The 22102-nt window shown below is 70.4% G+C and carries 19 protein-coding genes; 9 read left to right on the top strand and 10 right to left on the bottom strand.

The genetic code is table 11. From position 1 onward, the window contains the following. Positions 1–20: 20 nt before the first annotated feature. Positions 21–2054: a HEAT repeat domain-containing protein gene (locus tag GTZ93_RS02110; protein WP_139915747.1), complete on the bottom strand. Its 2034-nt coding sequence runs from the start codon at positions 2052–2054 to the stop codon at positions 21–23. Positions 2055–2292: 238 nt separating this feature from the next. Between GTZ93_RS02110 and GTZ93_RS02105 the strand changes: the two genes are divergently transcribed. Then, a complete protein-coding gene (locus GTZ93_RS02105) occupies positions 2293–3174 on the top strand; it encodes an NAD(P)H-dependent flavin oxidoreductase (protein WP_139915746.1) in 882 nt (293 codons plus the stop codon). Between the two features lie 423 nt (positions 3175–3597). After that, a complete protein-coding gene (locus GTZ93_RS02100) occupies positions 3598–3972 on the top strand; it encodes a helix-turn-helix transcriptional regulator (RefSeq protein ID WP_120574700.1) in 375 nt (124 codons plus the stop codon). 14 nt (positions 3973–3986) lie between these two features. Here the strand turns inward: GTZ93_RS02100 and GTZ93_RS02095 are convergent, their stop codons facing one another. Both GTZ93_RS02095 and GTZ93_RS02090 read right to left on the bottom strand, forming a co-directional pair. Beyond that, entirely contained in the window at positions 3987–5384 is a 1398-nt protein-coding gene (locus tag GTZ93_RS02095; protein WP_139915745.1) for a sensor histidine kinase, read from the bottom strand. 46 nt (positions 5385–5430) lie between these two features. Then, entirely contained in the window at positions 5431–6057 is a 627-nt protein-coding gene (locus GTZ93_RS02090) for a phospholipase D-like domain-containing protein (RefSeq protein ID WP_120574727.1), read from the bottom strand. A 125-nt stretch (positions 6058–6182) separates the two neighbouring features. Between GTZ93_RS02090 and GTZ93_RS02085 the strand changes: the two genes are divergently transcribed. From GTZ93_RS02085 to GTZ93_RS02065, 5 genes are read left to right on the top strand one after another with little or no spacing between them, the layout of a single operon-like run. After that, positions 6183–6854 (top strand): TetR/AcrR family transcriptional regulator, encoded by a 672-nt coding sequence (locus GTZ93_RS02085; protein WP_139915744.1) that lies wholly within the window; start codon positions 6183–6185, stop codon positions 6852–6854. A gap of 33 nt (positions 6855–6887) precedes the next feature. Then, entirely contained in the window at positions 6888–8339 is a 1452-nt protein-coding gene (locus GTZ93_RS02080) for an aldehyde dehydrogenase family protein (protein ID WP_139915743.1), read from the top strand. A 27-nt stretch (positions 8340–8366) separates the two neighbouring features. Beyond that, positions 8367–9806 (top strand): aldehyde dehydrogenase family protein, encoded by a 1440-nt coding sequence (locus GTZ93_RS02075; protein WP_139915742.1) that lies wholly within the window; start codon positions 8367–8369, stop codon positions 9804–9806. Positions 9807–9818: 12 nt separating this feature from the next. Then, complete coding sequence (locus GTZ93_RS02070; protein ID WP_139915741.1) at positions 9819–10025, top strand: hypothetical protein; 207 nt, start codon at positions 9819–9821, stop codon at positions 10023–10025. Beyond that, complete coding sequence (locus tag GTZ93_RS02065) at positions 10022–10627, top strand: nucleotidyltransferase family protein (protein WP_139915740.1); 606 nt, start codon at positions 10022–10024, stop codon at positions 10625–10627. Before GTZ93_RS02070 ends, GTZ93_RS02065 begins: the two co-directional genes overlap by 4 nt. Here GTZ93_RS02065 and GTZ93_RS02060 read toward each other — a convergent pair. Both GTZ93_RS02060 and GTZ93_RS02055 read right to left on the bottom strand, forming a co-directional pair. Then, positions 10624–12246: an ABC-F family ATP-binding cassette domain-containing protein gene (locus GTZ93_RS02060; RefSeq protein WP_139915739.1), complete on the bottom strand. Its 1623-nt coding sequence runs from the start codon at positions 12244–12246 to the stop codon at positions 10624–10626. The two genes, GTZ93_RS02065 and GTZ93_RS02060, sit on opposite strands and share 4 nt — an antisense overlap. A gap of 159 nt (positions 12247–12405) precedes the next feature. Further along, positions 12406–12768, bottom strand: coding sequence for a cupin domain-containing protein (locus tag GTZ93_RS02055; protein ID WP_120574709.1), 363 nt, complete (start codon positions 12766–12768; stop codon positions 12406–12408). A gap of 74 nt (positions 12769–12842) precedes the next feature. Here GTZ93_RS02055 and GTZ93_RS02050 point away from each other — a divergent pair, with 74 nt between their 5' ends. Next, positions 12843–13469, top strand: coding sequence for a phenylalanine--tRNA ligase beta subunit-related protein (locus GTZ93_RS02050; protein ID WP_121752433.1), 627 nt, complete (start codon positions 12843–12845; stop codon positions 13467–13469). A gap of 6 nt (positions 13470–13475) precedes the next feature. On the opposite strand, the gene GTZ93_RS02045 is transcribed toward GTZ93_RS02050, so the two are convergent. After that, a complete protein-coding gene (locus GTZ93_RS02045) occupies positions 13476–13970 on the bottom strand; it encodes a gluconokinase (RefSeq protein ID WP_139915738.1) in 495 nt (164 codons plus the stop codon). A gap of 209 nt (positions 13971–14179) precedes the next feature. On the opposite strand from GTZ93_RS02045, the gene GTZ93_RS02040 reads away from it, so the two are divergent. Next, positions 14180–14989: a hypothetical protein gene (locus tag GTZ93_RS02040; RefSeq protein WP_257978977.1), complete on the top strand. Its 810-nt coding sequence runs from the start codon at positions 14180–14182 to the stop codon at positions 14987–14989. A 6-nt stretch (positions 14990–14995) separates the two neighbouring features. On the opposite strand, the gene GTZ93_RS02035 is transcribed toward GTZ93_RS02040, so the two are convergent. From GTZ93_RS02035 to GTZ93_RS02020, 4 genes are all read right to left on the bottom strand, one after another. Further along, the gene (locus GTZ93_RS02035) at positions 14996–17098 is read right to left on the bottom strand and encodes a neutral/alkaline ceramidase (protein WP_139915737.1); all 2103 of its coding nucleotides are present in this window, start codon (positions 17096–17098) and stop codon (positions 14996–14998) included. Between the two features lie 203 nt (positions 17099–17301). Then, positions 17302–19344, bottom strand: a complete 2043-nt coding sequence (locus GTZ93_RS02030; RefSeq protein WP_233596637.1) for an ATP-binding protein — start codon at positions 19342–19344, stop codon at positions 17302–17304. A 206-nt stretch (positions 19345–19550) separates the two neighbouring features. Continuing rightward, on the bottom strand, positions 19551–20219 hold the full coding sequence (locus tag GTZ93_RS02025) for an acyltransferase (RefSeq protein WP_120593762.1): 669 nt from the start codon (positions 20217–20219) through the stop codon (positions 19551–19553). A gap of 33 nt (positions 20220–20252) precedes the next feature. Beyond that, positions 20253–22055: a histone deacetylase family protein gene (locus tag GTZ93_RS02020; protein WP_139915736.1), complete on the bottom strand. Its 1803-nt coding sequence runs from the start codon at positions 22053–22055 to the stop codon at positions 20253–20255. Positions 22056–22102 lie beyond the last annotated feature (47 nt).

Here is a 22102-nt window from a genome sequence, read left to right as displayed (position 1 = left end):
TGGGCGGGTTGCACCTTGCCTCAAGCGGCGAAGTATTTGTGCCCCCTTCGCACGATGGCCCCTCGGGCCACCAGCAGGGCAACAGCCTCCTGGGCCAGCTCCGCCGGAGCGGACAGCCCGGACGTCAGCTCGGCAAGCGAGCGTCCGCGAACGGCGACCCGCACCTCCTGCAACATCGCCCCACACAGCGCTTCCACGGGAGACGGTCCGCGCTTGGGAGGAACCGGCGGCTGGGCGGCAGGCGCCGGAGCCCGGGCCGGAGGAGGCGCGCCCATGGCGACCAGCGCGGCCTGCACGGGCGTCCGCCGCACGGCGGGCTGCACGGGCGCGGCGGGAGGAACGGGGGCTACCGGGCGCGACGGCGGCGCGGCAGGACCCGAAGCGAAGGAAACGGGACCACCGTTCGCGACCCGGGCGGGCGCCGGAGCTGCGGCGTGCATCGCGACCGGGGCGGAGCGGGCCGCCCCCACGGTGGCGACCGCGAGCGCGGGGGTGGCCATCGGAGTGGCGGTCCACTGCGAGGTATTCGCGGCGACATCCGCGAGCGACACCGGCACGGCGGCGTGCGCGGGAATCGAAGGGAGGGGCTGCGCCGCGACCGGGGCACTCACCTGCGGCGCGCCCATCACGGCCACCGGCGGCACCTGCGCCACCGCCACGGGCTGCACGGCATTCACCGCCACGGGCTGCGCCATCTCCGCGACCACGGGGGCCGCGCGCACGGGCTTCACTTCCAGCGTCGCGCGCACGGGCTTCACGGGCAGCGTCGCCAGCCGGCGGATCTCCCGGCGCCGGTGCGCATCATCCAGCGCGACCACCGCGGACACGTCATGTCCCAGGATGCGCGACAGGCTCTGCGCCGCCGCCTTGCGCACGCGCGCCTCGCCGTCGTCCAGCGCGCCCAGCAGCAGCATCCGAGCGTTCTCGCCCCGGCCCGCGCCCAGCGCCAGCGCCGCAAGCGCGCGGACCTCCGGATCCGTGTCGTGGATCGCGTCCTCGCCCAGCCGCCGCGCCGTCTCCCCCTCCAACCCCAGGGCCAACAGCGACGCGCGCCGGCGCACCGACCGGTCCGAATCCTTCATCGCCTGCGCCAGGTGCGGCGCCGCGTCATTCGGGGCCAGCACCAGCAGCGCCTTCAACGCCGCGATGCGCACCTCAGGCACCGGCGACGACAGGAGCGGCGACACCACCGACGCGCCCTCCTCCCGGCACAGCCCCGCGAACGCCTGCACCAGCGCCACCTGCGCCGTCGCGTCCGTCTCCGCGTGCAGCGCCGCCGCCAGCGCGGGCGCCGCCGCCGGATGCGCCAGCGCCTTCAGCCGCTCCGCCGCCCGCACCCGCGCCGCCGCGTCCGCCGCCGACAGCTCCCGCACGGAGAACCCGAACAGCGTCTCGTCCGTGGTGCTGCCCGTATGCCCGGACAGCTCCGCCATCTGCTCCGGGCTCACCCGCAGGCGGCCCTCGCTCTGCAGCCGCTGAGCCTCGCGCGCCACCGGCGACAGCCCCGACTCCGCCGCGGCCGACGACACCGTCGAAGCCCGGGGCGGAATGGCTGGCGCGGGGCGCTCCGCCCACGGCACATTCGGATCGGAGGACTTCAGCGGCACCGCCGGCCCGTTGAAGGGCGCGCGCATCGCCGGCACGTCCCCGCGGAGGATCACCTCGCTGCGCAGCTGGGAGATGAACGACGCCAGGTCGAACCCCAGCTCGTCGTCATCGTCCGAAGCCATGGCGCGCGACTGCCCGGAGGAGTGGATCCGGCTCGCGTCCAGCAGCTTCGCCATCAGCTGGTCGCGCTCCAGCCGCAGCGCGTGGTTGAGCCGGGACAGCTCCTCGCGCTCGGCCTGCGCGCGGGCGCTCTTCACCTCCATCGAGGCCACCTCCCGGCGCAGGTCCAGCTCACGCTGGTGCCGCTCCGACAGGTCCTCCTTGAGGTGCGAAAGCTCGTCGCGCGTGGACGCCAGCTCGCCATGCAACTGCTGCGCACGGGCCTCGAAGTAGACGATCTTTTCGAGTGCGCTCTTGAGCAGCGCGTCCGGACGCTCGTCACTCACGACTGGCTCTCGCCTCCCCGCGAAGGCGCTCGGCGGCGCTCCCCGGTTCGCTTCACCGAAGGGACTCCCCGGTTTCCCGGCTCGCCGCCGGGGCAGGCACCTTATGTCAGCCCTACGTGCTACGTAAACCACGGAAACACCAGGGGTTTTCCCCTGCTGGGGCACGCTGTGATTGACAACGCCGCCCGGGCCGATTTTTCGGCCTCGCGCTCGCGCGCACGCATGCTCCAATGCGCGCATGGCCCCTTCGCGCATCGATACCGCGGTCACCCGGATGTTGGGCATTCGCTATCCCATCATCGCCGCTCCCATGTTCCTGGTGTCCAACGCGGCGCTGCTGGAGGCCGCCGGACGCGCGGGCGCCATCGGGGCGGTGCCGTCGCTGAACTACCGCACCGCGCAGGCGTACCGGGACTTCCTGAACACGTTCCCGAAGGACGTGCCCTTCGGCGTGAACCTCATCCTCAAGTGGGCCGAGCGCCTGGAGGAGGACGTGGCCGCGACGGTGGAGCGCAAGGTGCCGCTGGTCATCACCAGCCTGGGTGACCCCACGCCCATCGTGGAGCGCGTGCACGCGTACGGCGGCAAGGTGTGGAGCGACGTGATTTCGCTGCGCCACGCGGAGAAGGCCGTGAAGGCCGGCGTGGATGCGCTCGTCGCGGTGGGCAGCGGCGCGGGCGGTCACGCGGGCAACCTGAGCCCCATGGTGCTGGGCCCGTGGCTCAAGGCGGAGTTGGGCGTGCCGGTGGTGCTCGCGGGCGCGCTGTCCACGGGGCGCCACCTGGCCGCCACGCTCGCGCTGGGCATGGATGGCGCGTACGTGGGCACGCGCTTCCTGGCCACGGAAGAGGCCGGCGCCGCGCCCGACTACAAGCAGGCGCTGGTGGACTCAGGCCCCGAGGACCTGGAGTACACGAAGGAGGTCACCGGCGTGCACGGCAACTTCATCAAGAGCGCGCTGGAGCGCTTCCGCACGGGCCAGGGCAAGGCGTGGAAGGACACCTGGAGCGCGGGCCAGGGCGTGGCCTTCGTGAAGGACGTGCTGCCCGCCGCCACCGTCGTCGAACGCATGGTGCGCGAGTACTCCGAGGCCCGCGCCGCGCTGCCGTCCGAATCCTGAAGCAGCACTGAAGCAACCCGGGTGTCGAGCCCCGCTTCCGGCCCCTTCCGCCGGAAGCGCGCGGTCTCCCCGGACCCGCGAAGTCGTCGCGAATCGCACGAAGCAACCTGGCACGTCGGGCGACCTCTCAAGGCCTTCCCGTGACGTCTTGGGAGGGGCGGAAGCGTGCCCGCCTACCACCCCGGTTCGGCGCGCGTGACGCGCAAGAAAAAACACCCGGGAAGCCTTGCCAGACGCGCGCGTGGGAACGGCGGAAACGGCGGATTGTCGAGGGTTTGCGGGCCCTGTCCGAACGCCCGGAGATGTCAGACCCCACTCTTAATCTGTGTCTCACGAGGTCACGCAAGGCAGCGACTTCTCCCCGGTACCTCTCCGTCTGAAAAGCGGGGGGAGAAGCTCCTCTTTCGACAGGTTTTCCACGCCATGGAACAACGACTGGCAACCCTTATTGGAAACGCGGTGCGAGTGGCCCGGCAGCGGCTGGAGCTGACGCAGGCCGATGTCGCCGAGCGCGTTGGCATCGCCACCGAGGTGTACGGGCGGCTGGAGCGCGGGCACATGCTGCCCAGCGTGCGGACGTTGCGGAAGCTGTGCCTCGTGCTGAGCTGCTCGTCGGACGTGCTGCTCGGGCTGAGCGCGACGGCGGCGGTGACGGAGGACGGCGCGCCGCAGGTGGCGGAGGATCCGCCGGAGTACCGTGAGCGTCCGGAAGTGCGCCGCCTGCTGCGCACGGTGCGCAAGCTGGACTCCCCGCGCCTGCGCCTGTTGGGTCAGGTGGCGCACGCGCTGGAGCGATGAAGCGCTGAAGGGGGCTACTCGGCCGCGGGCTCCGCGTTCGCGTCCACGGGCGCCGGTGCTTCGCGGTGGACAGGGGGGGATGCAGCTCCGGCGACGGGCAGCCGGAGGATGAAGCGCGCACCGCCTTCGGCGCGGTTCTCCGCGTCCAGGGTTCCGCCCGCGCGCGCCACGTAGTCGCGGCAGAGCGCCAGGCCCAGGCCGGTGCCCTTGCCGGGCGGCTTCGTGGTGAAGAAGGGCTCGAAGAGGCGCGACAGCGCGGCCTCGGGGATGCCCGGCCCGTTGTCCTCCACCTCCACCCGCACGCGGCCGTCTTCCATGCGCGCGCGCAGTATCACGTGCGCGGGCTTGCTGGAGCGGGCGGCCTCCAGTGCGTCCGCGGAGTTGAGCAGCAGGTTCACCAGCACCTGCACCAGGTGGCGGGCCGTGACGCGCGCGGGGGAGAGCCCCTGTGCGACGTCGCGCTCCACCACGCCCAGGCTGCGCAGGCGCACCGAGGCCAGCCGCTGCGCCTCGGCCAGCGCCTGCGCGACGTCGCAGGACTCCAGCTCGTCGGGGGCCTCACGCGAGAACAGGCGCAGGTCGGTGACGATCTGCTGGATGCGCAGCACGCCCTGCTGCGTCTCGTCCAGCACGCGCAGCACGTCCTCCAGGTCATCGGGCGAGCCGTGCGCCCATTCCTCCTGGAGGTAGTGCAGGTTCGACTTCACGTACGCGAGCGGGTTGTTCACCTCATGGGCCACGCCCGCGGCCAGCTGCCCCACCACCACCAGCCGCTCCACCTCCGCGCGCTGGCGCTCCACGCGCACGCGGCGCGACTCGCTCTCCGCCAGCTGGCGCAGGGCCTCGACGCGCTCCAGGTGCGCGTTGCGCTCGGCCGCGCGCAGCTTGCGGAAGGCCTCCGCGCCGTGCGCGGACACCGCGAACACGAAGAGGAGGCTGATGCACTGGCTGACGAACGCCATCCAGGGCGCGTGCGCCAGCCACATCATCAGCAGCACCGCCACCAACGTGCCGGCCATGGCGGACCACACCGGCAGCCGCTGGCCCGGGACGAAGACGGCGACGAAGAGGGGCACCGTGTAGAACGACGGGAACAGCGGGCTGGACAGGCCTCCGGTGAGCTGGATGCACACGGCGAGCGAGGTCAGGCTGACGACGCCCGCCGTGATGCCGCTGAACGGAGGGCGCAGCCACCCCGCGCCGACCGCGGTCCCCAGCACGAGGAACGACACGGTCCAACCCAGGTTCACCAGGAGGTAATCCGCGCGAAAGCCCCCCAGGACCAATGGGTGCGCCAGCGAGCCCAGCGCGATGATCAGCGCGCACCACCAATACGTGCGGCGCCGGACCCGCCGGCGGGCCCGGGCATCCGCGTTCGCGTCGTCCCACGCGCTGGAGGTTGGAGACGTCACCCCGGCCCGGTCCGCCGGGCCGCGCGGCGCGGCGCGAAGTACAGCGTCATGTCGAGTCCTCCCGTGGACGTCGCAGCCGGCGGGACTTCCCCAAACGCACCGCGTCCCGTCCCCGTTTCTTCGCCTGTCCGCCGCCGGAGGGCAAGATGGGGTCAGGACACACCGCGCGAAGTCGACATCCCCGGCACTCGGCGCCGGTCCACACGGCCTCGAAGAGGGCGGTGGTCCGGTCGATGGTGTCGAAGTCCTCCGTCACGAAGCCCATCTCGAAGTTGCGGACGTCGTCGCCCTTGGCGCCCAGGCCCGCGCCGGTGAGGTTGGCGCTCCCCAGGTAGACCCAGGCGCCGTCCACCACCACCGCCTTGAAGTGGACGCGCGGGCACACCTTCAGCTCCAGGCCCCCCTTCACCAGCCGGGAGCGCGCGTCGAACGCGGCCCGGAACGGCCGGCTGGGCAGCTCCGCATGTAACAGCCGCAGCGCCACGCCCCGGGCGGCCAGCCCATCCAGCACCTCCAGGAGCGGAACGAAGGCCCCCTTCGAGCGCTCCACGTACATGGCCTTCACGTTGGCGGTGGCCATCCACACCGACTCGCGCGCGTGGGCCAGCTTGCGCAGCACCACCTCCTGGTACAGCGCGCTCCCCGACAGCAGCTCCGCGTCGATGGGTCTCATCATGTCACCCAGCGTCGCACACTGGATTACACGAAACCATTCCCTTCCCCTCGCGAACGTCCTGCGGTGGAAGGAGACCCAGGCGCCAGCTTGACCGGTGACCGGCGGTCATTTAACTCCGGGTCATGGCAGGAGCACTGGCCGCGAAGCGGGTCGTTCCACTGCGGGCGCGGCGGGACGAGGACAAGGAAGCGCGGCGGCGGGAGCTGCTGGACGCGGCGCGAGCGCTGTTCGAGGCCACGTCGTTCGCCGAGGTGAAGATGGCGGACGTCGCGGCGCGCACGGGCCTGGCGAAGGGGACGGTGTTCCTCTACTTCCCGACGAAGGAGGCGCTGTTCCTGGCGCTCCTGGACGACCTGCTCACCGCGTGGTTCGCGAAGCTGAACGGGCGCATGGCCAAGGACGGCACGTGGACGGGCCACCAGTTGGCGCGCACGGTGGCCGAATCGCTGGAGGGCGAGGAGACCTTCACGCGGCTCCTGGCGCTGGCGCAGACGGTGCTGGAGCAGAACGTGACCGTGGCGCAGGCGCGGGCGTTCAAGGAGCGCGTGCTGGTGGCCATGGCGACGACGTCGGCGCTGCTCCAGGCGCGGCTGCCCTTCCTCACGCCGGAGACGGCGGGCCAGCTCATCCGCTACGTGCACGCGCTGGTGACAGGCCTGCGGCAGATGGCGGACATCGCGCCCGTGGCGCGCGAGGTGCTGACGCTGCCGCACATGGCGCCCCTGCGAGTGGACTTCACCGCCGAGCTGACGGCGGCCATCACCACCCTTCTTCGCGGGCTTCAGGCCCGCTGACCCTTTGCGTCTTTCTTGAAACGGAGCTGAGTCATGCTGGAAGCCGTCGCGTCCCTCCTCCCCCAGGCCACGGTTGAAGTGGACCGCATCCGCGCGGTGTTCGAGTCGCAGCGCGCGAACCGGTGGAACCTGTCGCGCAGCACTCCCGCGGAGCGCATCGCGAGGCTGCGCAAGCTGCGTGAGGCCATCATCGCGCGGCGCGAGCAGCTGGCGGAGGCCATCCACCAGGACTTCCGCAAGCCGGCGATGGAGGTGGAGCTGACGGAGATCCACCCGACGCTGGAGGAGCTGAACCACACGGTGAAGCACCTGAAGTCGTGGATGAAGCCCAAGAGGGTGGCGACGCCGCTGACGCTCAAGGGCGCGTCCAGCCACGTGCGCTTCGAGGCGAAGGGCGTGGTGGTCATCCTGTCGCCGTGGAACTACCCGTTCCAGCTGCTGGCGGCGCCGCTCATCGCGGCCATCGCCGCGGGCAACGCGGTGATGCTCAAGCCCAGCGAGAAGACGCCGCACACGTCGCGCTTCCTGGCGAAGCTGGTGCGAGACATCTATCCGGAGAACGAGGTGGCGGTGTTCGAGGGCGGCGCGGAGGTGGCGGAGTCACTGCTCCAGCACCCGTTCGACCACTTCTTCTTCACGGGCAACCCGAACATCGGGCGCAAGGTGATGATGGCGGCGACGAAGTTCCTGTCCAGCGTGACGCTGGAGCTGGGCGGCAAGTCGCCGGTCATCATCGACGATTCGGCGAACCTGAAAGCGGCGGCGGAGGCGCTGGCGTGGGGCAAGTTCGTCAACGCGGGCCAGACGTGCGTGGCGCCGGACTACATCTACGTGCCGGCGTCGAAGCAGCAGGCGTTCCTGGAGGCGTTCAAGGCGGTGCTGACGCGCTTCTACGGAGCGACGGAGGCCGAGCGTCAGGCGAGCCCGGACTTCGCGCGGGTGGTGGACCCGGCGGCGTGGAGGCGGATCAAGGAAGTGCTCGACCGCACGGTCGCCGCTGGGGCGAAGGTGGAAGCGGGCGGTACGGCGGACGGGCCGTCGCGGTACGTGGCACCCACGGTGTTGTCCGGGGTGACGACGAAGATGCCCATCATGGAGGCGGAAATCTTCGGGCCGGTGTTGCCGGTGCTGACGTACGAGCGGCGCGAGGAGGTCTACGCGCACATCAACGAAGGCGGGAAGCCGCTGGCGCTCTACGTGTTCTCGCAGGACTCGAAGATGGTGGAGGAGGTGCTCCAGCACACGACGTCCGGCGGGGTGGTGGTGAACAACGTGCTCATCCACGTGGCGAACCCGAACCTGCCGTTTGGCGGGGTGGGGATGAGCGGGTTGGGGAACTACCACGGGCACTACGGCTTCAAGACGTTCAGCCACGAGCGGGCGGTGATGGTTCAGTGGATGAAGTCGCTGGCCGCGGTGTTCTTCCCGCCGTATCGGGGAAAGACCCAGGAATGGGCTTCCAAGGCGACCCGGATGCTGGAGTAGGTCCTGGGGAGGGAGAGAGGAACCGGCATGCGCGTGGTGTCAGTGGAGGAGGCCCTGGTCCCGGGAGACCTGCAGGCGGTGTTCGACCGCCTCCAGGCGCGCCGCTGGGAGCTGGCGAAGACAGGGCCCAAGGAGCGCCTCGCGCGGCTGGAGAAGCTCAAGGCGCTGCTCTTGGAGCGGCGTGAGGAGCTGGCGGACGCGCTGCACGAGGACTTCCGCAAGCCGCCCGCGGAGGTGGAGGCGACGGAAATCCTCCCCGTGCTGCTGGAGTTGGCGCACGTGCAGAAGCACCTGAAGGCGTGGATGAAGCCGCGCAAGGTGGGGGCGCCGCTGCTGCTCGCGGGCACGAAGAGCGAGGTTCATCCGGAGCCCAAGGGCGTGGTGCTCATCCTGGCGCCGTGGAACTACCCGTTCCACCTGCTGGTGTCGCCGCTGGTGGCGGCGGTGGCGGCAGGCAACGCGGTGCTGTGCAAGCCGAGCGAGAAGACGCCGGGCACGGCGCGCTTCCTGGCGCAGCTGCTGCGGGACGTGTTTCCGCAGGACGAGGTGGCGCTGGTGGAGGGCGGCGCGGAGGTGGGCGAGGCGTTGTTGCGGCTGCCGTTCGACCACTTCTTCTTCACGGGCGGGCCGCGCGTGGGCCGGCGGGTGATGGAGGCGGCGGCGCGGCACCTGTCGGGAGTGACGCTGGAGCTGGGCGGGAAGTCGCCGGTCATCGTGGATGCGTCAGCGGACGTGGACGCGGCGGCGGAGCGGATTGTGTGGGGGAAGTTCCTGAACGCGGGACAGACGTGCATCGCGCCGGACCACGTCTGGGTGCACGCGTCGAAGGAAGAGGCGCTGCTCTCCGGGATGAAGGCCGCGCTGGAGCGCTTCTACGGGAAGACCGAGGAGGCGCGGCGGGCGACGCCGGACTTCTGCCGGATGGTGGATGACGGCGCGTTCAAGCGCGTGTGCCGGTTGCTGGATGAGTCCGTGGCGGGAGGAGCGCGGGTGGTGGCGGGAGGCGGCGTGCACGCGGAGACGCGCTACATCGCGCCCACGGTGCTGGCGGACGTGACGCCGGAGTCGGCGGTGATGGATGAAGAGATCTTCGGGCCGCTCCTGCCGGTGCTGCGCTTCGAGTCACTGGATGAAGTGGTGACGCAGGTCCGCGCGGGGGGCAAGCCGCTGGCCATGTATGTCTTCAGCCACGAAGAGGCCACGGTGGAGCGCCTGCTGAAGGAGACGAGCGCGGGCGGCACGGTGGTGAACAACGTGGTGTTGCACAACGTGAACCCGCACCTGCCCTTCGGAGGCGTGGGGCAGAGCGGGCTGGGCGCGTACCACGGCGAAGCGGGCTTCAAGGCCTTCAGCCACGAACGCGCGGTGGTGCGGCAGGGCCGCACGGCCTTCACGAACCTCTTCTTCCCGCCCTACCGTGGCAAGGCACAGCGCCTGGCCCGGCTCGCGAGCAAGTTGTTCGAATAGGATGGAGGCACGATGAGCTCCGACAATGCACCGCCGCCTCGTGGCCTCTACGGACAGCGCCCCAGCAAGAGCGCGGACGCGGCGCGGAGGGCTCAGTTCGATCGATTGGCGGCGATGACGCCTCGGGAGCGGGTGTTGCTCGCGCTGAGTCTCAAGGAACGGATGCGCTACATCACACCTGCGCGCGCGCATAAGCCCGGCCCGGGTGCGCCCAAGTGAGCGACACAGCCAGTACCAATCGGCAGGAGCGGACGCTCCAGATTGCCGAGCGTGTGGTTGGCCTCCTGGAACAGCACGGCATCTCCGCCGCGGTGATTGGTGCCATTGCCCTGGCCGTGCACTACTACCCGCGCCAGACGGAAGACTTCGACCTGGCCATCAACATCAATCCCTTCCCCCGGTTTCGTCAGCTTGACGAGGTTCTACGGGCGGAGGGGTTCGAGACAGATCTCAGTTACCCCGATGCGGAAGATCCCCTGGGCGGAGTCCTTCGTGTCTCAGGAGAGGACTTCGAGACCATCGAGATCGTGAACTTCCAGAATCCATGGCCCGGCGCGAAGGACAACACCACGCTTGCGCAAGAGGCCATTCAGTCCGCGTCGTTGGCCTTGAACCCAGGCAGTCGCCTCCGTGTCGTCGATCTTCCCCACCTCATCGCCTTGAAGCTGTTCGCGGGAGGATGGAAGTCGAAGGCCGACGTCATGGAGCTTCTGGAGCGCAACCGGCAACACCTGGATGTCGCCGGGCTACGTGATGTCTGCGAGCGCCATGGGATGGGGCCAGCCCTTCGGCCCCTCCTCGAAGAGCTCGGGATTTCCTAGCTGCGCAGACCCGGGGCTTCCTGACCGGTGCGCGCGACGTACTCCGTGTAGCCGCCGCCGTACTTGTGGATGCCGTCCGGCGTCAGCTCCAGCACGCGGTTGGACAGCGCTCCCAGGAAGTGCCGGTCGTGGGACACGAACAACATCGTGCCCTCGTAGCGCGACAGCGCCGTGATCAGCATCTCCTTCGTGCCCATGTCCAGGTGGTTCGTGGGCTCGTCCAGCACCAGGAAGTTCGGCGGGTCGTAGAGCATCTGCGCCATCACCAGACGCGCCTTCTCTCCTCCCGACAACACCCGGCACTTCTTCTCCACCTCGTCGCCGCTGAACCCGAAGCAGCCCGCCAGCGCCCTCAGCGAACCCTGCCCCGCCCTCGGGAACGAATCCGCCAGCTGGTCGAAGACCGTCTTCTCTCCGTCCAGCAGGTCCATGGCGTGCTGCGCGAAGTAACCCATCTTCACGCTGCCACCCAACGCCACCGAGCCTTCATCCGGCTGCGTCGAGCCCGTCACCAGCTTCAGCAACGTGGACTTGCCCGCGCCGTTCACGCCCATCACGCACCAGCGCTCCGCGCGGCGCACCAGGAAGTCCAGGCCGTCGTAGATGGTCCGCTTGCCGTAGCCCTTGCTCACGTTCTTCAGGTTCACCACGTCGTCACCTGAACGCGGCGGCGGCTGGAACTCGAAGAGCACCGTGGAGCGGCGCTTCGGCGGCTCCACCTTTTCAATCTTCTCCAGCTTCTTCACCCGGCTCTGCACCTGCGCCGCGTGCGACGCGCGGGCCTTGAACCGCTCGATGAACTTGATCTCCTTCGCGAGCATCGCCTGCTGACGCTCGTACTGCGCCTGCTGCTGCGCCTCGTTCTGCGCGCGCTGGCCTTCGTAGAAGTCGTAGTTGCCCGAGTACGTCGTCAGCGAACCGCCGTCGATCTCCACCACCTTCGTCACGATGCGGTTCATGAACTCGCGATCGTGCGACGTCATCAGCAGGCCGCCCTCGTACCCCTTGAGGAAGCCCTCCAGCCAGATGAGCGATTCCAGGTCCAGGTGGTTGGAAGGCTCGTCCAGGAACATCGCGTCCGGCCGCATCAGCAGGATGCGGGAGAGCGCCACGCGCATCTTCCAGCCGCCCGACAGCTTGCCCACGTCGCCGTCCATCATCTCTTCGCTGAAGCCCAGGCCCGCGAGGATTTCCCGCGCGCGGCCCTCCAGCGCGTACCCGCCCAGCTCCTCGAACCGGCCCTGCACGACGCCGTAGCGCTCGACGAGCTTCTCCATGTTGTCCGCCTGGTCCGGGTCACCCATGGCGGCTTCCAGATGCTTCATCTCCGCCGCGACGGTGCTCACCGGGCCCGCGCCGTCCATCACTTCGGACACCGCGCTGCGGCCGTTCATCTCACCGACGTCCTGGCTGAAGTAGCCAATGGTGACGCCGCGGTCGATGGAGACCTGTCCTTCGTCCGGGTACTCCTGGCCGGTCATCATCCGGAACAGCGTCGTCTTGCCCGCGCCGTTCGGGCCCACCAGGCCCACCTTCTCGCCCTTGTGGAGAGCGGCCGACGCCTCGATGAAGAGGATCTGCTGACCGTGTTGCTTGCCGATGTTGTCGAGACGGATCATGTGCGTACCGAAAAGGCCCGGGGAATCAGGCGGCGCGCCCTTATGCCACGAGCCGCCCGCCGGAGGGATGGTTCCGAACCCCCAACGGCCCCAGGTCCATCCACGCGGCCGGGCAGGCAGGCCCCCGCCCGGGATTCCGCTCGGCTTGGAACGCGGGCCTCAGTCGTCCCGGTGCACCGTGCCCGGGGAGAACGCCGGGGTGCAGATGGCCACGTACTCCGCGCCGTCCTCCTCGGGGGTGCTGTAGCGGACCCACTCGCCGGGCTCGCACACCACCGTCTGGCCGGCGTGGACGTCCATCACCCCGCCCTTGTGCTCCACCCGCAGCGTGCCCGCGAGCACCAGGGTGATTTCACGGAACTCGGGCGTCTGGCCCGGCTCCTCCCACCCACCGGGGCTGCGCATGTGGGCCACGCTGATGTTGGACGTCTTGGAGTTCACCCGGCCCACGTACTCGTCGATGAGCTTCGGCTTGTTGCCCACGGCCGTCACGCGGATGGGCTTCGGGATGAGCGTGGGCATGGCGAGGCTCCAGGGGAGGACGAAGGGAACAGCAGCCATCCCTACCCTACCAGCGCGTGGCGTAGAGTGCCGCCGTGCTGACCGTCGACAACCATCCCCTCCTCGACCTCATCGCCTTCACCTCCACTTTTCCCGCTCCCCTGGGGGACCTGCCCGCGCCCGACTGGCTGCAAGCCCTGCTGAAGCCCGGCGCCACCGCCCCCATCCAGAGTGACGACGCCGTCCGGGGCGCCGTGCGCGACCTGCTCCGCCACGGCGGCTACAAGCCCACGGGCCGGGGCAAGCCCGCGTCCGAGTACCTGGTGCGAGCCTCCGGCGATGGCACCCTGGGCACCATCAACGCCGCGGTGGACGCCTGCAACGCCGTGTCCCTGCACAGCGGCCTGCCCATCAGCGTCGTGGACCTGGACAAGGCCCAGGCCCCCTTCCGCGTCTCCACCGCCATCCAGGGCGACCGCTACGTCTTCAACGCCTCCGGGCAGACCATCGACCTGGAGGGCCTTCTGTGCCTCTTCGACGCACAGGGGCCGTGCGCCAACGCGGTGAAGGACGCCCAGCGCACCAAGACGGACGCCACCACGCGCCGCACCCTCACGCTGCTGTGGGGCACCAAGGAGCTCAAGGGCCACACCGAGCGCGCCTTCACCTGGTACCGCGAGTTGCTGGAGCGCCTGGGCGCCACCGTCGAGCCCGTGCGCTGAAAAGCGCTACCCGGGCAGTAGCGCCAGCCCGTCCAGGATGCGCTGCACCACCACGTCCGGCGGCGGCGTCACGTCCACGGTGAAGGCGTCCCTGGGCACCTCCAGCGTCTCCAACTGGCTGGCCAGCAGCGACGCCGGCATGAAGTGGCCCAGGCGCTGCTGGAGCCGCTCGCGGATGACGGACGCGGGCGCGTGCAGGTACACCCAGCGCTCGCGCCCGGCGTCCACGGTGAGTCGCGCGCGGTAGAACTCCTTGAGGCCGGAGAACGCCAGCACCAGGTCCTCGTCCGCGTCCAACGCCTTCTCCATCCTCGCGCGCAGCAGCTCCAGCCAGGGCTGCCGGTCCACGTCCGTCAGCGGCGTGCCCGCGGCCATCTTCCGGCGGTTCTCCACCGAGTGCAGGTCGTCCGCGTCCACGAACGTCCACCCCAGCCGGTCCGCGAGCGCCTGGCCCACGGTGGACTTCCCGGTGCCTGAAACGCCCATGACGATGACCACCATGCCGTTGCCGCCTCCCTCGCTCGCGCTCGCTCCCTCATGCTGCGGCCTTCCCTTCCCTGGCGCCACGCGAGAAGCACGGCCGGTGACACACCGGACATCCCGGGATACCGGAAGGTGAGCGTCCGCTGTCCAACGCCCTTGCCCCCAGGTCCACCACGCTTTCCACTTCGCGACGGAGGAACCGCTACCCTCGTTCCATCATGACTTCCGTGGGAGCACCCCCCGGCCGGACGCTCGTCCAGCTCCTCCTGTGCAGTGGCCTGCTGACCCTGGTGACCCTCGCCGCCTGCCGCGACCCCGCCGCCGCATCCGGCACCGCCCTCTTCGTCACCACCGAGTTCGAGCCCTCGCTGAACCTCACCCGGCTGCGCGTCTCCGCCACCGCGGAAGGCGCCTCCGTGCCCACCTCGCTGCTGCCCGAGGACTCCAGCCGCGCGCTCGTGAACGGTGAGACGTTCCGCGTCCTCCTGGACGGCGCGGCCAATGGCACCCAGGCCACCCTCCGCGTGGAGGGACTGCGCGACGACGCCACGGTCGCCACCGGCGAGGCCACCGCCACCGTGCGCGACGGCTACGAGGTGGAGGTCACCGTGCGGCTGACCGCCTCGAACGGCGGCACCTTCTGCGTGGACTGCCCGGACGGCTGCTGCCGCGACGGCGTGTGCACGTCCCGCACCTTCCGCACTTGCGGCGTGGGCGGCGTCGCCTGCGAAATCTGCGACTCGGACCGCGCCGACACCTGCACCAACCGCGGAACCTGCGGCTGCGGCACCGGCCCGGCCTGCGACCTCAACGCCAACCGCTGCAACGGCGGCAAGTGCTTCTGCGGCCTCGGCAATGCGTGCGGTCCGGGGCTCGCGTGCATCAACGGCTTCTGCCGCTGCGACCCGTCCACCTGCGCCGGCTGCTGCGATGGCAACAGCTGCATCCCCGCGCCCAACAAGAACCAGTGCGGCAAGGGCGGCGAGTCCTGCAAGAAGTGCGACAAGCGCTGCAACCCGGACGGTTCCTGCGACTGACTCGCGCTAGCGCACGGTGAACGGGCGCGAGCTTCCCGCGTACGGGTGGATGCGCCCGTCCCAGCCGGACTTCCAGTTCCCCTCGTGCACCAGCCGGTACGTTCCCGGCTGCGTGTCCTTGGAAATGGGCCACGTGATTCGCACGTGTGAGCACGCGAGCGTGGGCACGCAGAACTCGCGCTGCCAGTGGTACAGCGCGACGCCGTCTCCGTCGTTCGCCACGTCCCGCCACGTGCCATCCGACTCCCGCCGCTGTACGCGCAGGAAGGTGCCGCCCAGCTTCAGGTCATTGCGCGGATGGCCGCCCCAGAAGGTGACGCTCGCCGTTTCGCCGCGCACGTAGGAAGCCTTCGCTTCCTCCGCGACGGCGCCGAAGTCCACCCAGAGCAGCTTGTCGTCGAACACCACGCCGGGCTGCAGCCCCACCACCACCTTGCGCAGGTCGCGCGGCGTGGGGCCCGGCGGCACGGATGTCCCGTCGCGCAACGCGCTCGCGAGCCCCGTGAAGGACTGTTGCAGCGCCCCCAGCGTCCACGGGCCGAAGTGCGTGGACGCGCCCTCGTAGTCCTGACGCGCGTACTCCTCGCGCGTGGCCACGTAGCCCGAATAGGCGTTGGCCGGTCCCGCGATGACCACGTCCGTCACGCCCGTGCCTTGCAGCTGCGCGCGCACCGTGTCGCGCAGCCGGCGGCCCGCCATGGTGGTCATCTCGAAGGGCACCGCCACCAGCGCCAGCGGTCCCACCGTCACCACCTGCAGGGGCAGCACCTCCGGGGACCACGGGTAGGGCTTCATGGTGCCCATCTCCAGGACGATGGGCTTCTCTCCCTGGCAGGGCGTGGTGACGGCGGCGCAGGTGAACTGGCTCCACACGTCGTGCACGTTCTCGCACGTGGCCCCTTCCGAACCGAAGCCGGGCCCGTCCTCCGCGCCCGCCAGCATGGACAGGCCGATGGCCGCGGGGCAGGTGCGGTGCGTTCTGCCGTCCGTGAACGCGGGCGCGACGTCCACCGCGTCCATCTTCACGTAGGCGTGCCGGTAGTCCACGCCGCCCATCACCGGCATCCCGGCGGTGGACCACAGGTGCGCGGCGAAGTCGTACTGCTTCTTCGCGGACAGGGCCGCGTCCTCGAAGTCGTTCGCGCCGCCGCCGTTCGTGCCGCCCAGGATGTTGGGCGTGACGTCGCCTTCATTCGAGTTCGCGAACGCCGCGACAAAGGTGTCCGGGCCTCCGGGCGTCCGTCCTCCCTTCTCCACCTCGAACGTGTGCGCCGCGAGCCCCTTGTTGTCGCCGCTGATGTACGTGTTCGTGTTGCCCATGGACGTGGCGTGCACGGCGAACCAGTTGACGAGCCCCAGCTCGCGTCCGTCCGCAGCCGTCATCCGGAGCAGCGTCATGCGGTCGTCCACGTTGTCGGAATAGCGGGCGCGCTCGGACTCCGGGTTGCGCAGGTAGGCTTCCGGTGAGCGGTTGATGCTGGCGCCGTGCAGGTCGCCCGAGGACAGCCGCAGCGAGCCCTCGGCCAGGCGCGCGTTGGCGCGGAGGATGGAGTCCGTGATGCCGGAGACGATGGCTTCGAAGTTCTGGGGCACGAAGCCGAAGGTCGTCAGGTTGTAGAACGTGTAGTGGCTGAAGCCGCCCGGTCCGGAGTGCGTGTGCGTGGCGCTGAGCAGCACGTTGTCGTCGGAGAACGTGTCGCCCAGCTTCGAGCGCAGCCGCTCCACCACCTGCTGCTTCACCGCCTGGAACACCATGCCCAGGTCCGCGCTGACGAAGGCCACGCGGCGGCCGTTGCATGGCGAGGCGATGACGAACGCCCGCGAGTACAGCCGCAGGTGGATGCCCTCCGTCTTCTGGGACACCTGCCCGTAGCCCATCATCCCCACCTCCGCGGCGGGGCCGGTGATGTCCGAGCGCGCCGCGCCGATGAGGAAGTTCGCCGAGCCCGCGCACGCGTCCGCCGGAGCTTGCGCCGGAGCCGGAGCCCGCGGCGTTCCCTCCTGCGCGCTCGCCGTGGACAGCCGGGGGGTAGCGCCCGGCCCCAGCGACAGCACGCAGCCCAGCAGCAACCCGAGCACGGGAGCGAGGCGGGCGTTCAGCGTGCGCATGACATCCTCCACGGCCTCCGGAAGGGAAGGCCCCCGGCGGCGGCGGGTCCCAGCGTGTCGCTGTCGTCCCCTGGAGGGGAGCGCACGCGAGGGCAGGCCGTCCGACGCTCCACACTCGAACACGGGAGCGCGGCGGATTCAGTCCATTTCGCGGCAGCGGACGGGCGGCCCGCTCCGCCGCATGGACGCGGAATGCGGGCTGGTCAGGCCCCGAGTGTGGGCCGCGCGGCGACGTGCAGGGTGACGCGGAAGGTGGCGCCGTGGCCCTGCGTGGACTCCGCGGCGATGGTGCCGCCCAGCGCGCGCACGATGGTGTCGCAGATGGACAGGCCCAGGCCGGTGCCCTGGCCCGGCGCCTTGGTGGTGAAGAAGGGGTCGAAGATGCGGCGCAGCAGCTCCGGCGCGATGCCCCGGCCCGTGTCGCGCACCTCCACCACCACCCGGCCGTCGTCGTCCACGCGGCTGATGAGCCGGATCTCGTGCTCGTCCGTGAAGCCTTCCGGAATCGCGTGCGCGGCGTTGATGACCAGGTTGAGGAACACCTGGAACAGCTTGCCCTCGTTTGCGCGCACCGTCGGCACGACGCCGTACTGCTTCACCAGGCGGGCGCGCGGCCGGATTTCACTGGCCGCCATCTGCGCGACGGAGTCCAGCACGCGGTGCAGGTCCACCGACTCCTCGTGCGCGTCGTCCACGCGGGAGAAGACCTTGAGCTGGCGGACAATCTGGCGCATCCGCTCGGAGCCCTCGCGCGCGTCGTCCAGCACCTGCTGGTACTCCAGCAGCTCCTCGGCGCCCAGGGGCCGGGGCATGGGGCCCAGCGCGCGGTGCAGGAACTCCAGGTTGGAGAGCACGTAGGACAGCGGGTTGTTCAGCTCGTGCGCGATGCCCGCGGCCAGCATGCCCATGGAGGCCAGCCGGTCCCCCAGCATGAGCTGCGCCTGCATGTGCTTGCGCTCGGTGAAGTCGCGCGCCACCGTCACGCGCGCGGGCACGCCGTCGAAGAGCACACCCAGCGTCACCAGGTCCGCGCTCACCACCTGCCCGTCGCGGCGCACCAGCGGCACTTCATGCGAGCGGGCCGCCAGCGCCCCGTCCTGTGCCTCCTCCAGGTGGCGGCGCGCGACCTCCTGGTCCTCGCGCCGCACCAGGCCCAGCAGGTGCCGGCCCAACAGCTGCGCGGGGTCCTGGTAGCCCAGGTAGTTGGCCATGGCCGGGTTCACCGACAGGAGCATGCCGTCCGTGGTGTGCACCACCACGGGGTCCGGGAACCCTTCGATGAGCAGGTGGAAGCCGGCCTCCGTGCGGCGCAGCGCCGTCTCCGTGCGCACGCGCAGCGCGTCCGTGGTGTGCTGCTCCAGCGCCAGCGACAGCGCGCCGGCCGCGCCGGACAACAGCTTCACCTCCACGTGCGACCAGGGCCGCGCGTCGTCGCAGTTGTCGAAGCCGATGAAGCCGAACGATTCGCCGTGCACCACCAGGGGCAGCACCAACAGCGAACGGATGCCCTGCGCCAGGAGCACCGGCGCGTTGTCCGCGCCGAAGTCCTCCGGCGAGCCCTGCACGGCCTCGCCCCGGTGGAGCTGCTCCAGTTGGTGCAGCGTGAAGGCCTGGTCGATGGGCCACGCTTGCGTGTCCGGGTTGTCCAGTTCGCGCGAAATGCCGGGCGCGCACCACTCCGCGCGCTGGGACTGGAGCATCCGTCCGGAGGCGTCGCGGTGGAACTCGAAGACGTAGGCGCGGCTGGCGCCCGCGACGCGGCCCAGCGGCTCCAGGACGGCGTTGTAGAAATCCCCGGAGCCCTCTGGCGCGAGCAGCTGCCGCTGCACCTCCACCATCGCGCCCAGGTAGCGCTCGCGCGTGGCGGCGGCCTCCTCCGCCAGACGGCGCGGGGTGACGTCCACCAGCGTGCCCAGCACGCCGCCCAGGTGCTCCGGGTCGCCCGTCACGGACAACTCCACCCAGCGCGGCTGCGTGCCGCCAGACAGCCGCAACTCCAGCCGTGAGGGCACGTCCGTGCGCGACAGCGCCGTGCGCAGCAGCACCCGCGCCTGGTCCCGGTCCTCCGGGTGGAACAGCTCCACGAGTACGCGGCCCAGCCACGCGTGCACGGGAGCTCCGACCAGGCGCTCCCAGGCGGGGGTCGCCAGGACGAGGCGGCCCGCCGCGTCCAATTCGAAGAGCGCCTCTCGCAGGAGCGACCCGGCGCGCTGGAAGCGACGCGTGTCCACGAGGTCGCCCGCCACGGATGACTGCCCCAGAGCAGCGGCGCTCCCCGTTTCGCGTTGCTCCTGCCCCACCGCGGCCTCCTTCAGCACGGATGAAACGAAATGAAACCTGGATTGGAGGGAAACCCACCCGGTTCGTCCGGGCCCGACCCCTCTCTCCGTCTCACCGCGGCCCGAAGCATAGGGCGCTCGAATGTTTCAAAGTCAATGGACCCACCCTGGACTCAGGGGTTTCCCTCGGAGTCAGGAGGCTCCCAGCCCCCGGGAATTCCGGAACGGGGGCGTTGACGGCGATCCCCAAGCAGGCGTGCAGGCACGCCACCAACGATGGCCCACGGGGGCACGTCGCGGGTGACGACAGCGCCCATTCCAATCACCGCGTGGTCGCCCACGGTGACACCGTCGGTGATACCCGCGTTGGCGCCCACCCAGACGTCCTGGCCAATCACGATGCCCTTCGAGGTGACGGGCTGCTCGCGCACGGGGCGATCCGGTGCGAGGCCATGGTCGAAGGCATAGAGCGTGGCGCCGGTGGCGATGCGACTGCCCTCGCCGATGCGGACGCCGCAAGTGCCGCCGTCCAGGCTGACGCGCGCGTTGAGGCTGACGCGCGCTTCCAGCACCACGGGCCCGTGCATGAAGACGTCCGCGCCGATGCTGCACCCCGGCCCGATGCGCACGGTGCGGCCGGGCTCCGCGAAGATGCGCGCCTCAGGGGCAATGAAACATCCTTCGGCGATATCAACTGTCTCCAGCTCGCGCAGGCGGTCCTGCACCTCGCGCTGCCAGGCCTCCGCCCATTCGCGGTGGCGCGGCTTGAGACTGAAGTAGAGCCACGGCATCCACGACAGCCGCAGCTTGTGTTGTTCACGGCGTTGCGCGTTCAGGTCCACGTGTCCTGACCTACCACGGGCCCCGCATCGGCTTCACAGGGGCTCGGGCTTCACGGGCGGAGCGGTGACGGGCTCCGGTGCTGCCGCGGGCACCACGGTGAAGTGGCAGCGCTCGCGCTCCTTCGCCACGGCCTCCGCGTCCAAGGACACGGGTGTCAGGTGGCAGAGCATGTCGTCCGGCTCCCACGGGTACGGCTGGCCGTCCAGGCGCACGCGCCCTTCGGCCACGGCGCGCGTGGCCTCCACGAGCGACAGCGAGGACAGGTCGCGCATCAGCGCTTCGAAGCGGCCCTGGCGCTCCGGGGTGGAGAAGTGGAAGCGGCCGCGCGCGACGACGGCCAGGTGGTACCACATGGGCCGGAAGGCCACGCCGGCCAGGCCCAGGCGCTGGGCCATGGCGAGCAGCACCTCGGTCGTCTCGCGAGACAGGCCCAGGCCGGGCACCTCCTGGCCGGGCAGTTGCGGACGCTTGTCGCTGAAGCGCGCGCGGGGATGGCGCAGGGACAGCCAGTTGGCGAAGAGGAAGGTCTCGCCCTGGAGTTCCTTCTTCTCCACCACCGAGTCCGACAGCAGGTGCTCGCGGCCGCCCGCGTGGCCCAGCACCATGATGCGGTCGCCGGTGCCGCCGGTGGAGGTCACCTGCACGCGCAGGCGGCTGTAGCCCAGGCGCTCCACGTACGACAGCAGGCCGTAGCGGAAGAGCGCGTACTCGATGCCCTGCGCGGTGTAGTGGCCCAGGACGCGCGGCTGCACTTCCGGCCCCAGCCGCAGCGGGCCCTCCAGGTCCTCCAGCGAGAAGGGCTCCCAGTGCGGCGCCTTCCCGGCGGTGTTGGCCTTCTCCGGATCCAACATGTGCGCGATGCGCTGGAAGCGCGCGCTCAATGGGTCATAGCGCGCGGTGATGCGCTGGTGGCCCAGGCCCGCGAGCACCAGCACCGTGCCCGCGAACAGCTTCCAGGACTCCGCGTGGTAGCCGCCCCCGGGCAGCCACACGCTGGCCCGTCCTCGCAGCGCGGCGGCGATGGCCACGTCGCGTTTGCGCGCACCCTGGAGCGTGATGCCCACGCGCCCGAAGCGGTCCCCGGACAGCACGTCCCCACCGGCGATGACGAAGGTGATGTCCGAGCGCGGCATGCGCGCGAGCAGGTCCTTCACCTTCTGCACGTAGGTGACGTCGTCACAGCCATCCGGCACGCGTGTTTCATCCACGCCGGGGGGCAGCACGCCCCAGTCGCTGCCGGACACGGAGCCGATCCACACCTTGGGTTGTCCGGCGAGGCACGCGGCTGTGCCGTCCGGCGGGTGCGCGTCCAGGTCCAGCACGGCCACGGAGCCGTCGAAGCCGGAGGCGCGCAGGTCCGCCACGGACACCGCGATGTCGTTGACGGTGCAGAAGCCGCCGCCCTTGTCCGGGCGCGCGTGGTGGAAGCCACCGGCCATGTTGACCACGGGCCCCTGTCGCGCGAGCGCCAGCCGGGCCGCGCCCAACGTCCCGCCGCACACGAGCCGCACGCTGTCCAGGAGCGCGTCCACGGGCACTTCCGACGGGTCGGTGGCGTAGATGCGCGCGAGCGTCGCGGGGTCGGAGAGGGACTCCAGGTAGCGGGCGTCGTGCACGCGCGCGAGCTGCGCGTAGGACACGGGCACGGGGTGGCGCACGTCCGCGGCGCGCACCACGCCGGCCTCCAGCAGGTACCAGGTGGTGAAGTCGGTGCCGCGCGGCTCGATGCCCACGGAGGACTCGATGCCGGTGAGGGGAAGGCGGTAGGCCTCGTCGTAGAAGACGTGCACCCGGCCGCGTCCCAGGCCCAGCTTCCACAGCCACGCTTGAATCATCCGCGCCTCGCGGGTGGCAGGAGATGGCGGGCGTTCACGGGGACGAG

Source organism: Corallococcus exiguus (genome assembly GCF_009909105.1).
In the GTDB taxonomy this organism is placed as follows: Bacteria; Myxococcota; Myxococcia; order Myxococcales; family Myxococcaceae; genus Corallococcus; species Corallococcus exiguus.
The sequence above is the reverse complement of the archived record's forward strand: the minus strand, read 5'-3'. Positions and strand labels throughout refer to the sequence as shown.

Excerpts from the sequence above, each read along its gene's own strand:
- GTZ93_RS02105 (WP_139915746.1), top strand. The coding sequence starts at position 2,293 with ATGGCCCCTTCGCGCATCGATACCGCGGTCACCCGGATGTTGGGCATT.
- GTZ93_RS02055 (WP_120574709.1), bottom strand. The coding sequence starts at position 12,768 with ATGCCCACGCTCATCCCGAAGCCCATCCGCGTGACGGCCGTGGGCAAC.
- GTZ93_RS02075 (WP_139915742.1), top strand. The coding sequence starts at position 8,367 with ATGCGCGTGGTGTCAGTGGAGGAGGCCCTGGTCCCGGGAGACCTGCAG.
- GTZ93_RS02070 (WP_139915741.1), top strand. The coding sequence starts at position 9,819 with ATGAGCTCCGACAATGCACCGCCGCCTCGTGGCCTCTACGGACAGCGC.
- GTZ93_RS02020 (WP_139915736.1), bottom strand. The coding sequence starts at position 22,055 with ATGATTCAAGCGTGGCTGTGGAAGCTGGGCCTGGGACGCGGCCGGGTG.
- GTZ93_RS02100 (WP_120574700.1), top strand. The coding sequence starts at position 3,598 with ATGGAACAACGACTGGCAACCCTTATTGGAAACGCGGTGCGAGTGGCC.
- GTZ93_RS02045 (WP_139915738.1), bottom strand. The coding sequence starts at position 13,970 with ATGGTGGTCATCGTCATGGGCGTTTCAGGCACCGGGAAGTCCACCGTG.
- GTZ93_RS02035 (WP_139915737.1), bottom strand. The coding sequence starts at position 17,098 with ATGCGCACGCTGAACGCCCGCCTCGCTCCCGTGCTCGGGTTGCTGCTG.
- GTZ93_RS02060 (WP_139915739.1), bottom strand. The coding sequence starts at position 12,246 with ATGATCCGTCTCGACAACATCGGCAAGCAACACGGTCAGCAGATCCTC.
- GTZ93_RS02085 (WP_139915744.1), top strand. The coding sequence starts at position 6,183 with ATGGCAGGAGCACTGGCCGCGAAGCGGGTCGTTCCACTGCGGGCGCGG.
- GTZ93_RS02090 (WP_120574727.1), bottom strand. The coding sequence starts at position 6,057 with ATGAGACCCATCGACGCGGAGCTGCTGTCGGGGAGCGCGCTGTACCAG.
- GTZ93_RS02080 (WP_139915743.1), top strand. The coding sequence starts at position 6,888 with ATGCTGGAAGCCGTCGCGTCCCTCCTCCCCCAGGCCACGGTTGAAGTG.